Below are 14,789 nucleotides of genomic sequence, written 5' to 3'. Positions count from 1 at the left end.
CAATACCGTGCGCAATGTCGAAGAGAAGGGGATGGGGATGCTGAAGGAATTCCGCGAATTCGCCATGAAGGGCAATGTCGTCGACCTCGCCGTCGGCGTCATCATCGGCGCAGCCTTCGGCGGCATCGTCACTTCGCTGGTCGGCGACATCATCATGCCGATCATCGGCGCGATCACGGGCGGACTCGATTTCTCCAACTATTTCACCGGGCTTTCCAAGGCTGTCACCGCAACCAACCTGGCCGACGCCAAGAAGCAGGGCGCGGTGCTGGCCTGGGGCAACTTCCTGACGCTGACGCTGAACTTCCTGATCATCGCCTTCGTGCTGTTCATAGTCATTCGCGCCATGAACCAATTCAAGCGCAAGGATGAGGCCAAGCCCGCCGAGCCGCCGAAGCCGTCCGACGAGGTCGTGCTGCTGACGGAAATCCGCGACCTCCTCAAGAAGGGCTAACGTGGCCGACAAGAACGAACGTCCGATCAAGGTTGTCGCTGAAAACCGAAAGGCCCGCTTCAACTACGCCATCGAGGATACGGTCGAGGCCGGCATTTCGCTGACCGGCACCGAGGTGAAGTCGATCCGCAGCGGCAAGAGCACGATCGCGGAGTCCTATGCGGATTCCAAGAACGGCGAGATATGGCTGATCAACGCCAATATCCCGGAATATCTGCAGGCCAACCGCTTCAACCACGAGCCGAAGCGGCCGCGAAAACTCTTGTTGCATCGCAAGCAGATCAACAAGCTGCTCGGCGCGGTCGACCGCGAGGGCATGACGCTCATTCCGCTGAAGCTGTACTTCAACGAGCGCGGCCGTGCCAAACTGCTGCTCGCGGTCGCCAAGGGCAAGAAGCTGCACGACAAGCGCGAGACCGAGAAGAAGCGCGACTGGGGCCGCGAAAAGGGCCGCCTGATGCGGGCGCGGGGCTAGGGTGTCCGAGCGCCGCCACTGCGACGACGGCGGATGGAGATTGGTCCGATGAACCAGAGCAGCCTCACCGACGTCGACTGGAGCAAGATCCCGGCACCCACCGACGATGGCGGCGCGGCGCATCTGACCGGCATGACGATCCCGTCGGTCAGGCTGCGCGCCACCGACGACACCTCGGTGGCGCTGTCGGCGCTCGAGGGCCGCACCGTGGTGTTCGCCTATCCGCGAACCGGCGAGCCCGGCAAGATCGGGCTGGTCGACGATTGGGACATGATCCCGGGGGCCCGCGGCTGTACGCCGCAGACCTGCGCCTTCCGCGACCTGTTCGCCGACCTGAAGGCGGCCGGTGCCGCCCAGGTGTTCGGGCTGTCGACGCAGAGCAATGCGTACCAGACCGAGATGGCGTCGCGCCTGCACCTGCCGTTCCCGGTGCTGTCCGACGAAGCGCTGGAACTGACGCACGCGCTGAGACTGCCGACGATGTCGGTGGCGGGCCTGACGCTGATCAAGCGGCTAGCGCTCATCATCGACGATGCGCGCATCACGCACGTGTTCTATCCGGTGTTCCCGCCTGACCGGAATGCCGGCGACGTGCTGGAATGGCTGCAGGCCAATCCGCGGAAAGATGAGAGCGCTTCCAAATAAAGTGGATACCGGTTCGCGCAGTGGATACCGGGAGAAGGGCTCTAGGTGGTGTGGACACTTACCGCATCCAAAGGACGATGGCTGCGAGAGTGACGACGGCTAGGTAATTTCGGGCGGTCTTTTCGAAGCGGGTTGCGACGCGTCGGAACTGCTTGAGCTTTGAGAAGCAGCATTCGACGAGGTGACGCTGGGCATAGAGGTGCTTGTCCAGCGGGTATTTGAGTGCGCGTGACGGGTTGTTGGGGATGACGGCGAGCGCGCCCTTGGCGGCGATGGCTTGGCGCAAATGATCGGCGTCATAGGCCGTATCGGCCATGACGGCCTCGGCAGGTAGTCCCTCGATCAATGCGGCAGCTTGCGGTGCATCGCCCTTCTGGCCTGCGGTCAGCGCGAACCGTACGGGACATCCCAAGCCACGAACGGCCATATGTATCTTGGTGCTCAGGCCACCGCGCGAGCGGCCGATCGCCTGATCTTCAGACCCCCTTTTTTGGCCCCGGCGGCGTGCTGATGCGCCCGGACGATGGTGGAATCGACGATCAAATATTCGAAGTCCGGATCATCGGACATCGCCTCGAAGATCCGCCACCAGACGCCCTTGATGCTCCACCGACTGAAGCGCCGGAACACGCTGTTCCAATCCCCGAACGCCTCCGGGAGATCACGCCAGGGAGAGCCCGTGCGAACAATCCAAAGTACACCTTCCACGAACATCCGATTGTCGCGCCCAGTGGAGCCCTTCTGGTCGGGGCGACCTATGATCAGCGGCGCCATCCGCTCCCAAGCCGCGTCGCTCAATACCAAACGGTCCATCACACCCAAGACTGCCTCCCCAAAAGCAGTCTTGAATCTGATTTGCGCCTAAAAGGGAATCCTTAGAGTCCACACCACCTAGCCGAGCTCCTTGCGCACGGTCGCGAAGATCTTGCGGAACATGTCGGTCGTCAGCACGCCAGTGTTCGTATTGTAGCGCGAGCAGTGGTAGCTGTCGTAGAGCTTGAAAGTGCCCGCGCTATGCACGGCGCCGTGCACAAAGGGCGCGGCAGCCAGACGAACATCCAGCGCCCTCAACGTTGATTCGTGTGCGATTCGCCCGAGCAGCACGATCGCGCGCAGCTTCGGCATCGTAGCTATCGTTGCGCGGAGGAATTGCCGGCAGGTGTTAATCTCGGCCGGCAGCGGCTTGTTTTGCGGCGGCACGCAGCGCACCGCGTTGCTGATCCGGCAGTCCACCAGCTTCAAGCCGTCGTCCGGCCGCGCCTGATAGACGCCGCTGGCGAAGCCATATTCGAGCAAGGTCGCGTAGAGCAGATCGCCGGCGTAGTCGCCGGTGAAGGGACGGCCGGTGCGGTTGGCGCCCTGCATGCCCGGCGCGAGCCCGACGATCAACAGCCGCGCATTCGGATCGCCGAACGATTCCACCGGCGAGTTGAACCAGTCCGGGTGGAGTGTCCGGGCCTGTGCACGAAAGTCGGCCAGCCTGACACAGAGCTGACAGTTGCTGTCGGGGCGCGTGGGTGCGGCGACGAGATTACTCGTCGAAATCGTCATCGGCTCCCCGGGGGCCATGGTGGTCGCGCGCTGCAGGAATTGCGGGGAGTGGTGACGCGGTTCGCGCGGGGCCGGACGTTCGGACGGATCGCGGCCAAGCTTGGATTGCAGCTCGACGAGGTCGGTGAAGACGTCGGCCTGGCGGCGCAGCTCGTCGGCGATCATCGGCGGCTGGCTCGCAATGGTGGAGATGACGGTGACCCGGACGCCGCGGCGCTGCACGGCCTCGACCAGCGAGCGGAAGTCGCCGTCGCCGGAAAACAGGATCATCTGGTCGATGTGCTCGGCCAGTTCCATGGCATCGACGGCAAGCTCGATGTCCATATTGCCCTTCACCTTGCGGCGGCCGCTGGCGTCGATGAATTCCTTGGTCGCCTTGGTGACCACGGTGTAGCCGTTGTAGTCGAGCCAATCGATCAGCGGACGGATCGACGAATACTCCTGATCCTCGATGATCGCCGTGTAGTAGAACGCACGGAGCAGGGTGCCGCGACTCTGGAATTCCTTGAGAAGGCGCTTGTAGTCGATGTCGAAGCCGAGCGTCTTTGCGGTTGCGTAAAGATTGGCTCCATCGATGAAGAGCGCGATCTTGTTGGAAACAGGTGACGACATCAAAGTGTTCTCGCGTGGTTGTTAGTGTTCTTAGCGCGGCGGTGATCAACCGCGCGTAATTTCCGGCGTTGCTGCCTAAAGTTCTGTGAATCTTTCCCCACGACAGTCACCACCGCAATTATGGTGAGGCGAGGGCAAAAAGCCTAGACCTTTGACATTGCAATGAAGAGATTTACTTGCCTGGGACAGCAACCTAGCCATGTCGTCAGACGCTCCGGCCCTTCTGGCCCCGGCAGAGGGGGTTATCAGAGCCTGTTGGGAAGGCAAATCACAAATTTTGCCTTGCGAAACGGGGACTAGCCCTATAACTAACCCTCATAACCTACATGTTCGGTCCCTTTTACCACGGAGCGCCTCGAGATGGCTCGCGTCACCGTCGAAGATTGCATTGATAAGGTCGACAATCGTTTCGACCTCGTCCTGTTGGCTGCGCATCGTGCCCGGATGATCTCGTCGGGATCGCAACTTACGGTTGATCGCGACAACGACAAGAACCCGGTCGTTTCGCTGCGGGAGATCGCCGATTCGACGATCTCGCCGGAGGACCTGAAAGAGGAACTCGTGCACTCCCTGCAGAAGTTCGTCGAGGTCGACGAGCCCGAGCCGGACACTGTCCCGCTGATCGGTTCCGCCGGTGCCAGCGTCGACGCCGACGACACCGAGGTCGCGGTCGAGCGCATGACCGAGGAAGAGTTGCTGAAGGGCCTCGAGGGCCTGGCGCCCCCGGAAGAGCAGCCCGAGGAAGACGAGTAAGCTCGTCATTCGGCTCCGCATCTCGGATCAATTTGCCAAAGGCCCGGACATTGCTCCGGGCCTTTGCTTTTGTTGACAATTTTGCTGTTACGGTGCGTCCTATGCGGGCGCGCGAAATTGAATGGTTCCAGGGCCCGCGCGGGGTGCTGCTTCGTTCGAAAGCGCACTAGATTGAGGAAGAGGGGACGTTCCGGTCCCGCGAGAGGCAGCGAGTTCATGGCGTATCGACGCCGCAGTTCCATCCAGATGCAGGCTGCAACCGAAACGGTCGCGGTCGCGCCGGCGTCGTCCACGGCGGAAAGGCCAGCCAGGCCGCGGACCCGAATGATGCGACAATATGACCTTGTCGAGCGCGTCCGGTCCTATAACCCCGACACCAACGAAGACCTGCTCAACCGCGCCTACGTCTACGCCATGAAGGCGCACGGCACGCAGATGCGCGCCTCCGGCGATCCCTATTTCTCGCATCCGCTCGAGGTCGCCGCGATCCTCACCAACCTCAAGCTCGACGACGCCACGATCGTGGCGGCGCTGCTGCACGACACGATCGAGGACACCGAGGCGACGCGGGCCGAGATCGACCATGTGTTCGGCCATGAGATCGGCGCGCTGGTCGAAGGCCTGACCAAGCTGAAGCGGCTGGAGCTGGTGTCGCGCGAGGCCAAGCAGGCCGAGAATTTGCGCAAGTTGCTGCTGGCGATCGCCGACGACGTCCGCGTGCTGCTGATCAAGCTCGCCGACCGCCTGCACAACATGCGCACGCTGGAATTCGTGCCGCCGGCCTCGCGCCGCCGCATCGCCGAGGAGACGCTGGATATCTATGCGCCGCTGGCCGGCCGCATGGGTATGCAGGAGATGCGCGAGGAGCTGGAGGACCTGTCGTTCTTCGTGCTCGATCCCGAGGCTTATGCGGTGGTCAAGCAGCGGCTCGATTCACTGGCCGAGCGCAACCGCAACCTGATCGGCGAGATCGAAACCCAGCTCTCCAAGAACCTGCAGAAGAACGGCATCACCGCGCGGGTGTTCGGCCGCCGCAAGCAGCCGTTTTCGATCTGGACCAAGATGGAGCGCAAGTCGGTCGGCTTCGAGCAGCTCTCCGACATCTACGGCTTCCGCGTCATCCTCGATGATGTCGGCGCCTGCTACCGCGCGCTCGGCATTGTCCACACCACCTGGCCGGTCGTGCCGGGCCGCTTCAAGGATTACATCTCGACCCCGAAGCAGAACGACTACCGGTCGATCCACACCACCGTGATCGGGCCGGGCAAGCAGCGCGTCGAGCTGCAGATCCGCACCGAGGAGATGAACCAGATCGCCGAGTTCGGTATCGCCGCGCATGCCTTCTACAAGGAAGGGGCGGGCTCGCCGCATGAGCGGCTGAAGCACGAGTCGAACGCCTTCGCCTGGCTGCGCCACACCATCGGCATCCTCTCGGAGAGCTCCAATCCCGAGGAATTCCTCGAGCACACCAAGCTCGAACTGTTCCACGACCAGGTGTTCTGCTTCACGCCAAAGGGCAAGCTGATCGCGCTGCCGCGCAACGCCAACGTGATCGATTTCGCCTATGCCGTGCACACCGGCGTCGGCAACAGCGCGGTCGGCTGCAAGATCAACGGCAAGTTCGCGCCGCTGTCCTCCGAGCTGCAGAATGGCGACGAGGTCGAGGTGCTGACCTCGAAGGCGCAGTCGGCGCCGCCGTCGGCCTGGGAAGCGCTCGCCCGCACCGGCAAGGCGCGCGCCGCGATCCGGCGTGCTACCCGCGATGCGGTGCGCGACCAGTATGCCGGCCTCGGCCGCCGCATCGTCGACCGCCTGTTTGCCCGCGCCAAGATCGAATATGCCGACGACAAGCTGAAGGGCGCCTTGCCGCGGCTCGCCCGCACCTCGATCGAGGACGTGATGGCCTCCGTCGGACGCGGCGAGATCAAGGCCTCCGACGTCGCGCGCGCGATGTATCCCGACTACAAGGAAGAGCGGCTGGTGCGCTATGGCGCCAAGAAGGGGCTCGCCGCCAAGCTGAAGACGCAGACCCCGCCGCATCCGGCGCGCGCCACTTCGGTGATCCCGGTGCGCGGCATCAATTCCGACCTGCCGGTGAAGTTCGCGCCGAACGGCGGCGCGGTGCCGGGCGATCGGATCGTCGGCATCGTCACGGCGGGTGAGGGGATCACGATCTACCCGATCCAGTCGCCGGCGCTGAAGGATTTCGAGGAGGAGCCGGAGCGCTGGCTCGACGTGCGCTGGGACATCGACGAGACCATGCCGCAGCGCTTCCCCGCGCGCATCCTGGTCCACAATGTCAACGAGCCGGGCAGCCTCGCCCAGATCGCGACCGTGATCGCCGAGCACGACGGCAACATCGACAACATCCACATGTCGCGCCAATCGCCCGACTTCACGGAGCTGACCATCGATCTTGAGGTCTATGACCTCAAGCATCTCAGCGCTATCATCGCGCAGTTGCGCGCCAAGGCCGTCGTTGCACGGGTCGAACGCGTCAATGGATAAAGACGCATGCGCAGGGCATAGGCGAGCGGAAGCGACGCCTTCCTTCGGACGGCTGTGGCCGCGCATGACAGGCTAGAATTGCAGGTTAGAGACATGTCAAAGGCTGCTCCGCTCCGTCTCGGTATCAATGTCGATCACGTCGCGACCCTGCGCAATGCGCGGGGCGGGGCGCGGCCCGATCCGGTGCGGCTGGCGCTTGCCGCGATCGCTGCGGGCGCCGACGGCATCACGGCGCATTTGCGCGAGGATCGCCGTCACATCCGCGACGAGGACATGGCGCGGCTCAAAGCCGAGATATCCAAGCCGCTGAATTTCGAGATGGCGGCGACCGACGACATGCTGCGGATTTCGCTCGCCACCAAGCCGCATGCGGTCTGCCTGGTGCCGGAACGGCGCCAGGAGCTCACCACCGAAGGCGGCCTCGACGTGGTCGGCCAGCACAATGCGCTGGCGCCGTTCATCGCGCGGCTCAATGATGCCGGCATCCGGGTCTCGCTGTTCATTGCCGCCGATCCCAGGCAAATCGAGATGGCCGCGCAGCTGAAGGCGCCCGTGATCGAGATCCACACCGGCGGCTGGTGCGACGCCGTGGTCGACGGTCGCAAGGACAAGGCGGAGGCCGAGTGGAAGCGCATCGTCGCCGGCGCCAAGCTCGCGCAGGCGGCCGGGCTCGAGGTCCATGCCGGCCACGGGCTTGATTATGAGACCGCGGAGACGATCTCCGCGCTGCCCGAAATCCGCGAGCTCAACATCGGCTACTTCATGATGGGCGAGGCGCTGTTCGTCGGCATCGCCGCCACGGTGCGCGAGATGCGTGCGGCGATGGACCGCGGCCGTGCCAGGGCGCAAGGTGCCGTCAGCGCATGATCATCGGCATCGGCTCCGATCTGATCGACGTCACGCGGATTGCGAAGGTGATCGAGCGGCACGGCGAGCGCTTCCTCGATCGCATCTTCACCGACGCCGAGCGCGCCAAGGCGATGCGCCGCGCCAACAGCGAGAAGATGGTGGTCGCAACCTACGCCAAGCGGTTCGCCGCGAAGGAGGCCTGCTCCAAGGCGCTCGGCACCGGTATCCGGCGCGGGGTGTGGTGGAAGGACATGGGGGTGGTGAACCTGCCGGGAGGACGGCCGTCGATGCTGCTGACCGGCGGGGCGCTGGCCCGGCTCCAAGAGCTGACACCCGCGGGCATGAAGGCGCAGATCGACCTTTCGATCACGGACGATTGGCCGCTGGCACAGGCCTTCGTCATAATTTCGGCGGTTGCTCCCGCCAGATGAGCGGGCGGCGGCGGAATTTGCCAGGAAACTTCAGCAAACTAAAAAATCATTGACATTTCAATGAATTGCGAAGTTTTGAGGCGGCGATTGATTGCGCCCCTGCGAACAACCGTCTAAAATGCCGCAGGGTATCGAGCGAGACGCGGATTCCAAGTTTAGGCTGGAATTTGCCCTCAAGATCAGAATCAAGGCCATTTTCCTCACGCGGGGGTCGAACGCTTCGCGTGGAGAGAACGTTCTGCCACCGCGTGGGCATCAGGGCCTGCGGGAATTGGGAAAGCAATGAGCGCGACCACCGGGACCAAATCTGAGAGCGGCGTGGGCGAGACCATCCGCGTCGTCATCCATGCCCTTCTGATCGCGCTCGTCATCCGCACCTTCCTGTTCCAGCCGTTCAACATCCCCTCGGGGTCGATGAAGGCGACGCTCTTGGTCGGCGACTACCTGTTCGTCTCGAAATATTCCTACGGCTACAGCCACTATTCGATCCCGTTCTCGCCGAATATCTTCTCGGGGCGTATCTTCGGCTCGGAGCCGAACCGCGGCGACATCGTGGTGTTCCGCCTGCCGCGGGATGACTCCACCGACTACATCAAGCGTGTCATCGGACTGCCGGGCGACCGCATCGAGGTCCGGAACGGGTTGCTCTACATCAACGATGAGCCGATCAAGCGCGAGCGGCTGAACGATTTCGTCGGCGAGGATCCCTGCGGCTCGGCGGATGCCACCGCGCGGGTCAAGCGCTGGAAGGAAACGCTGCCGAACGGCGTCAGCTATGAGTCGCTCGACTGCACCGACAACAGCTACATGGACAACACCATCGTCTACACCGTTCCGCCCGGGCATTTCTTCATGATGGGCGACAACCGCGACAACTCCACCGACAGCCGCTTCCTGTCGCAGGTCGGCTACGTGCCGTTCGAGAACATCATCGGGCGGGCCCAGATGATCTTCTTCTCGATCGCCGAGGGCGAGCAGGCCTGGATGATTTGGCGCTGGCCGTTCGCCGTGCGGTGGAACCGCCTATTCTCCATCGTGCGATGAACGACGATACCGCAGCCATTAACGACCAAGCGCCGACCGGCGAGCCGAGCCAGGCGCCCGCCGCCGAAAGCACGGCCGCGCCGAAGAAGCGGCGCAGCAAGGCCGCCAAGGCGGCTGAAGAGAAGGCCGCGATCGCCGGCACCGAGGCGCGTATCGGGTATACGTTCTCGGATGCCGCGCTGCTGACCACCGCGTTCACCCACGTCTCCGCGCTGAAGCCCGCCACCCGCAACCGCGCCGACAGCTACCAGCGGCTGGAATTCCTCGGCGACCACGTGCTCGGGCTGATCGTGTCCGACATGCTGTTCCGGGCGTTCCCGAAGGCCGATGAGGGCGAGTTGTCGAAGCGGCTCGCCGATCTCGTGCGCAAGGAAAGCTGCGCCGACGTCGCCAAGTCGCTCGGGCTGCTCGAGGACATCAAGCTCGGCATGGTGAAGGCGGTCGAGGGCGCGCGGCTGCGCAAATCCGTGCTCGGCGATATCTGCGAAGCGGTGATCGGGGCGATCTTTCTCGACGGCGGCTATGAGGCGGCGCGCCAGTTCGTTGAGCGCAACTGGACCGAGCGGATGCACAAGCTGCGCCGGCCGCTGCGCGATCCCAAGACCGTGTTGCAGGAATGGGCGCAAGGCAAGGGATTGCCGACGCCGGTCTATCGCGAGGTCGAACGCACCGGCCCGCACCACGATCCACAATTCCGCGTTGCGGTTGACCTGCCGGGCCTGGCCTCCGCCGAGGGCCTCGGGGGCAACAAGCGCGCGGCCGAGAAAGCAGCAGCATCCGCGATGATCGAGCGTGAAGGCGTCGGTACCAATGACTGACGAAGCCAAAGGGCAGGGGGATGCGACGCGCTGTGGCTTCGTCGCGCTGATCGGCGCGCCCAATGTCGGCAAGTCGACGCTGGTCAATGCGCTGGTGGGCTCCAAGGTCACCATCGTTTCGCGCAAGGTGCAGACCACGCGCGCGCTGATCCGCGGCATCGTGATCGAGGGCAACGCGCAAATCATCCTGGTCGACACGCCCGGCATCTTCGCGCCGCGGCGCCGGCTCGATCGCGCCATGGTGTCGACCGCCTGGAGCGGCGCCCACGACGCCGATCTCGTCTGTGTGCTGCTCGATGCGAAGTCGGGCATCGACGAGGAGGCCAATGCGATCCTCGCCAAGCTCGAAACCGTCGCGCATCCGAAGATCCTGGTGCTGAACAAGGTCGACCTCGTGCAGCGCGAGAAGCTGCTGGCGCTGGCGCAGGCCGCCAACGAGCGGATGCGCTTCGAGCACACCTTCATGATCTCGGCGCTGTCGGGCGATGGCGTTGACGATCTGCGCGAGGCGCTGGCCAAGCTGGTGCCGGCGGGACCGTTCCTCTATCCCGAGGACCAGATGTCGGATGCGCCGATGCGGCATCTGGCGGCCGAGATCACCCGCGAGAAGATCTACAGCCATCTGCATCAGGAATTGCCGTACCAGTCGACGGTCGAGACCGACAGCTGGACCGACCGCAAGGACAAGTCGATCCGCATCGAGCAGACGATCTTTGTCGAGCGCGAGAGCCAGCGCAAGATCGTGCTCGGCAAGGGCGGCGCCACCATCAAGTCGATCGGCGCGCAGGCGCGTGCCGAGATCGCCGAGATCATGGGCGTTCCCGTGCACCTCTTCCTGTTCGTCAAGGTGCGCGAGAACTGGGGCGACGATCCCGACCGCTACAAGGAAATGGGATTGGACTTCCCCAAGGAATGAGCCGGCGCCCGAATGTGCCCAGAGCAATGAGCGTGCCCAAAGCAATGAATGTGCCCAGAAATGTGCTGTGGTTTGAGGTGCTGCTCTATCTGTCGCTGACGCTCGACGCGTTGTCGGTGGCGTTCCAGGACCGCACGCCGACCGACGTGAGGACCGATCAGATGATCACCGGCGAGACGCTGACCGCCGGCTGCATGATCCTGCTGCTGGTGTATTTCGTCCGGCTCGCCGCGCAGCACCGCAAGAACTGGCCGCGCTGGGCGCTAGGCGCGATGCTGGTGCTCTCGGTGATCTCACTGGTGCAGGTGATCGGCGAAAAAGGCCTGGAGCTCGACAGCGCCATCGAGGTGGTGTCCTGCATCCTGACCGCGGCCGGGCTGTATTATTCCTTCACCGGCGACGCGCAGGGTTGGTTCAACGCGTAGGCTGCGTTGGGCGGGTTGGCCCAACGGGTCCGCGCCAGCGCGGCCCGATCACAGGCTCCGGCGTAACCCGCTGTGTAACTTCCTGGCGATATCGGCGGATTGCACTGCGCTGATCCGCCCTACGATGATACATTTCCAGCCATGGAATGGACCGATGAAGGCATCGTGTTGGGCGTGCGGCGGCATGGCGAATCCTCCGCCATTGTCGAACTGTTGACGCGCGAGCACGGCCGCCATCTCGGCCTGGTGCGCGGCGGCGCCGGCTCGCGGATGCGGCCGCTGCTGCAGCCCGGCAACAGCGTCACGGCGGTGTGGCGGGCGCGGCTCGACGAGCATCTCGGCATGTATGCGCTGGAGGGCACGCGACTGCGGGCGGCGACGCTGCTCGCCTCGTCGCACGCGGTCTATGGCGTGACGCATCTGGCGGCGCTGGCCCGGTTGCTGCCGGAGCGCGATCCGCATCAAGACATCTACGAGATGCTGCAGGGCACGCTCGACGATTTCGACGATGCCGACGTCGCGGCAGTCCACTTGATCCGGTTTGAGCTGGCGATGCTGACCGAGCTCGGCTTCGGGCTCGACCTGGAAAACTGCGCGGCGACCGGAGAGACCACCGACCTGATCTATGTGTCGCCGAAATCCGGCGGCGCCGTGTCCCGCGCCGCCGGCGAGCCGTGGCGCGACCGGCTGTTGCCGCTGCCGGCGTTCCTGCGCGAAGGCGAGAGCGGCGCCAACAGCTGGTCGGAGCAGGACCTGCGCGACGGCTTCCAGATCACCGGCCTGTTCCTGCTGCGCCACGTGCTGGAGCCCCGTGGCCAAGGCCATTCCGACGCCCGCGACGGGTTTATCAACGCCGTGACCAGGCCGCGAAGCCGAACGGCGGTTCCGTAAGGCCGATTCGGGCCCTAAATTCCCGGTGATTCGCGGCTTGCCCGATTCACCGCCAAGGTTTAACGCCTCCCCATGGGAAAACGACAGGTTCCGCCGGAAAAGCCGGCCGAGATTCACGACGTGCCGCTGCGTGATGCGCTCGAGGAGCGCTATCTCGCCTATGCGCTCTCGACCATCATGCATCGTGCACTGCCGGACGCCCGCGACGGGCTGAAGCCGGTGCACCGGCGCATCCTCTACGGCATGGACCTGCTCGGGCTCGACCCGCGCGCGGCATTCAAGAAGTCGGCCAAGATCGTCGGCGACGTGATGGGCTCGTTCCATCCGCATGGCGACCAGGCGATTTATGACGCCATGGTGCGCCTCGCGCAGGATTTCTCCTCGCGCTACCCGCTGGTCGACGGTCAGGGCAATTTCGGCAATATCGACGGCGATAATCCGGCCGCCTACCGGTACACGGAAGCCCGCATGACGGAAGTCGCGCGGCTCCTGCTCGACGGTATCGACGAGGACGGCGTTGAGTTTCGCCTCAACTACGATGGCCAGTCGAAAGAGCCGGTGGTGCTGCCGGGCGGTTTCCCGAACCTGCTCGCCAATGGCGCGCAGGGCATCGCAGTGGGCATGGCGACCTCGATCCCGCCGCACAACGCCGCCGAGCTCTGCGACGCCGCGCTGCACCTGATCGAGAAGCCCGACGCCAAGTCGAAGGCGCTGCTGAAATGGGTCAAGGGTCCGGACTTCCCGACCGGCGGCATCGTCGTCGATTCCAAGGAAGCGATCGTCGAGGCCTACACGACGGGGCGCGGCTCGTTCCGCACCCGCGCGCGCTGGTCGGTGGAGGAGGGCGCCCGCGGCGCCTGGGTGGTCGTCGTCACCGAAATCCCGTGGTTGGTGCAGAAGTCGCGTATGCACGAGAAGATCTCGGAGCTCCTCGACCAGAAGAAGCTGCCGCTGGTCGGCGACGTGCGCGATGAATCCGCGGAGGACGTCCGCTTCGTCATCGAACCGAAGTCGCGCACCGTCGATCCGGCGCTGATGATGGAATCGCTGTTTCGGCTGACCGAGCTGGAAAGCAAGATCTCGCTGAACCTGAACGTGCTGATCAAGGGCCGCATCCCGAAGGTGGTCGGCCTTGCCGAGTGCCTGCGCGAATGGCTCGACCATCTGCGCGACGTGCTGGTCCGCCGTTCCAATTTCCGCAAGACGCAGATCGAGCACCGCCTGGAAGTGCTGGGCGGCCACCTCGTCGCCTATCTGAACCTCGACAAGGTGATCAAGATCATCCGCACCGAGGACGAGCCGAAGCCGGTCTTGATGAAGACCTTCAACCTCACAGACGTCCAGGCGGACGCCATCCTCAACATGCGCCTGCGCAATTTGCGCCGCCTGGAGGAGATGGAGATCCGCACCGAGGACAAGGAGCTGCGCAAGGAGCTGAAGGGCATCGAGGGCTTGCTCGGCTCCGAGACCGAGCAATGGGCCAAGGTCAGCGATCAGGTCCGCAAGGTCCGCGATATCTTCGGGCCCAAGACACCGCTCGGCAAGCGCCGCACCACCTTCGCCGATGCGCCCGAGCATGATCTCGCCGCGATCGAGGAAGCCCTGGTCGAGCGCGAGCCGTGCACCGTCGTGATCTCCGAGAAGGGCTGGGTGCGGACGCTGAAGGGCCATGTCGAGGATCTGTCGGGGCTCGCCTTCAAGACCGACGACAAGCTCGAGCACTCGTTCTTTGCCGAGACCACCTCGAAGCTGCTGCTGTTCGCCACCAACGGCAAGTTCTACTCGCTCGATGTCGCCAAGCTGCCGGGCGGCCGCGGCCATGGCGAGCCGATCCGCATGTTCATCGACCTCGAGCAGGACGCCGCGATCATCTCGCTGTTCGTCAACAAGGGCGAGCGCAAGTTCCTGATCGCGAGCAGCGAGGGACAGGGCTTCGTCGTCAAGGAAGAGGACTGCGTCGGCAACACCCGCAAGGGCAAGCAGGTGCTCAATGTCGAGATGCCGAACGAGGCCCGTGCGATCACCACCGTGAACGGCGACACCGTCGCCGTGATCGGCACCAACCACAAGATGGTGCTGTTCGGTCTCGACCAGGTGCCGGAGATGGCGCGGGGCCGCGGCGTTCGGCTGCAGAAATACAGCAGCTCGGAGCTGTCCGATGTCGCGGTGTTCGATGCCAAGGCCGGCCTGACCTGGAAAGACTCCGCCGGCCGCGAGCACAGCATGACCTTGAAGGAACTGGCCGACTGGCGCGGCAACCGCGCCGACGCCGGCCGGCTCGCCCATGGCCTGCCGAAGTCGAACAAGTTCAATCGCGGCGTGGAGTAGTTGCGGTGGGCGGGTTGGGCGCAAGCCGTAACCCGCCGTTCGACAGCCGTGGTGTGATAGTATCCACATTTCGCCGCGCTATAACCGTC

The 14,789-nt window shown here is 64.2% G+C and carries 14 protein-coding genes and 2 pseudogenes; 13 read left to right on the top strand and 3 right to left on the bottom strand.

The genetic code is table 11. The annotated features are described in order from the left end of the window. Positions 1-37 precede the first annotated feature (37 nt). Genes mscL through HU230_RS15740 form a run of 3 tightly spaced genes read left to right on the top strand, consistent with a single transcriptional unit; the run spans position 38 to position 1,574 of the window. Positions 38-454 carry a large conductance mechanosensitive channel protein MscL gene (mscL, locus tag HU230_RS15750; RefSeq protein ID WP_176535005.1) on the top strand — a complete coding sequence of 139 codons (417 nt, stop codon included), beginning with the start codon at positions 38-40 and terminating at the stop codon, positions 452-454. Between the two features lies 1 nt (position 455). Beyond that, complete coding sequence (gene smpB, locus HU230_RS15745; protein ID WP_173642523.1) at positions 456-929, top strand: SsrA-binding protein SmpB; 474 nt, start codon at positions 456-458, stop codon at positions 927-929. Between the two features lie 48 nt (positions 930-977). Beyond that, positions 978-1,574, top strand: a complete 597-nt coding sequence (locus HU230_RS15740) for a peroxiredoxin (protein ID WP_176530896.1) — start codon at positions 978-980, stop codon at positions 1,572-1,574. Between the two features lie 58 nt (positions 1,575-1,632). Here HU230_RS15740 and HU230_RS15735 read toward each other — a convergent pair. The 3 genes and pseudogenes from HU230_RS15735 to HU230_RS15725 form a co-directional block, all read right to left on the bottom strand. Further along, positions 1,633-2,348, bottom strand: a pseudogene (locus tag HU230_RS15735) (IS5 family transposase). 117 nt (positions 2,349-2,465) lie between these two features. After that, positions 2,466-3,125: a uracil-DNA glycosylase gene (locus HU230_RS15730; protein WP_176530898.1), complete on the bottom strand. Its 660-nt coding sequence runs from the start codon at positions 3,123-3,125 to the stop codon at positions 2,466-2,468. Beyond that, positions 3,106-3,737: pseudogene (locus HU230_RS15725) on the bottom strand (LabA-like NYN domain-containing protein). Before HU230_RS15725 ends, HU230_RS15730 begins: the two are co-directional and overlap by 20 nt. 360 nt (positions 3,738-4,097) lie before the next feature. Here HU230_RS15725 and rpoZ point away from each other — a divergent pair. The 10 genes from rpoZ (at position 4,098) to parC (ending at position 14,700) form a co-directional block, all read left to right on the top strand. Further along, complete coding sequence (gene rpoZ, locus HU230_RS15720) at positions 4,098-4,490, top strand: DNA-directed RNA polymerase subunit omega (RefSeq protein WP_016844003.1); 393 nt, start codon at positions 4,098-4,100, stop codon at positions 4,488-4,490. Positions 4,491-4,706: 216 nt separating this feature from the next. After that, entirely contained in the window at positions 4,707-6,998 is a 2,292-nt protein-coding gene (locus tag HU230_RS15715) for a RelA/SpoT family protein (RefSeq protein ID WP_176530899.1), read from the top strand. A gap of 93 nt (positions 6,999-7,091) precedes the next feature. Beyond that, positions 7,092-7,865 (top strand): pyridoxine 5'-phosphate synthase, encoded by a 774-nt coding sequence (locus tag HU230_RS15710; protein ID WP_176530900.1) that lies wholly within the window; start codon positions 7,092-7,094, stop codon positions 7,863-7,865. After that, on the top strand, positions 7,862-8,278 hold the full coding sequence (acpS, locus tag HU230_RS15705; protein WP_176530901.1) for a holo-ACP synthase: 417 nt from the start codon (positions 7,862-7,864) through the stop codon (positions 8,276-8,278). Before HU230_RS15710 ends, acpS begins: the two co-directional genes overlap by 4 nt. A gap of 282 nt (positions 8,279-8,560) precedes the next feature. After that, positions 8,561-9,322 carry a signal peptidase I gene (gene lepB, locus HU230_RS15700; RefSeq protein ID WP_176530902.1) on the top strand — a complete coding sequence of 254 codons (762 nt, stop codon included), beginning with the start codon at positions 8,561-8,563 and terminating at the stop codon, positions 9,320-9,322. After that, positions 9,319-10,140, top strand: coding sequence for a ribonuclease III (rnc, locus tag HU230_RS15695; protein WP_176530903.1), 822 nt, complete (start codon positions 9,319-9,321; stop codon positions 10,138-10,140). The genes lepB and rnc overlap by 4 nt, the downstream gene beginning before the upstream one ends. Further along, the gene (era, locus tag HU230_RS15690) at positions 10,133-11,056 is read left to right on the top strand and encodes a GTPase Era (RefSeq protein WP_176530904.1); all 924 of its coding nucleotides are present in this window, start codon (positions 10,133-10,135) and stop codon (positions 11,054-11,056) included. Before rnc ends, era begins: the two co-directional genes overlap by 8 nt. A gap of 44 nt (positions 11,057-11,100) precedes the next feature. Then, on the top strand, positions 11,101-11,481 hold the full coding sequence (locus HU230_RS15685) for a hypothetical protein (protein WP_176530905.1): 381 nt from the start codon (positions 11,101-11,103) through the stop codon (positions 11,479-11,481). 141 nt (positions 11,482-11,622) lie between these two features. After that, positions 11,623-12,372, top strand: a complete 750-nt coding sequence (recO, locus tag HU230_RS15680; RefSeq protein WP_176530906.1) for a DNA repair protein RecO — start codon at positions 11,623-11,625, stop codon at positions 12,370-12,372. Between the two features lie 72 nt (positions 12,373-12,444). Next, a complete protein-coding gene (parC, locus tag HU230_RS15675) occupies positions 12,445-14,700 on the top strand; it encodes a DNA topoisomerase IV subunit A (RefSeq protein WP_176530907.1) in 2,256 nt (751 codons plus the stop codon). Positions 14,701-14,789: the final 89 nt, after the last annotated feature.

This window comes from Bradyrhizobium quebecense, assembly GCF_013373795.3.
GTDB classification, from domain to species: Bacteria; Pseudomonadota; Alphaproteobacteria; order Rhizobiales; family Xanthobacteraceae; genus Bradyrhizobium; species Bradyrhizobium quebecense.
Note: the sequence above shows the minus strand (reverse complement) of the source record. Positions and strands in the feature narration are given on the sequence as shown.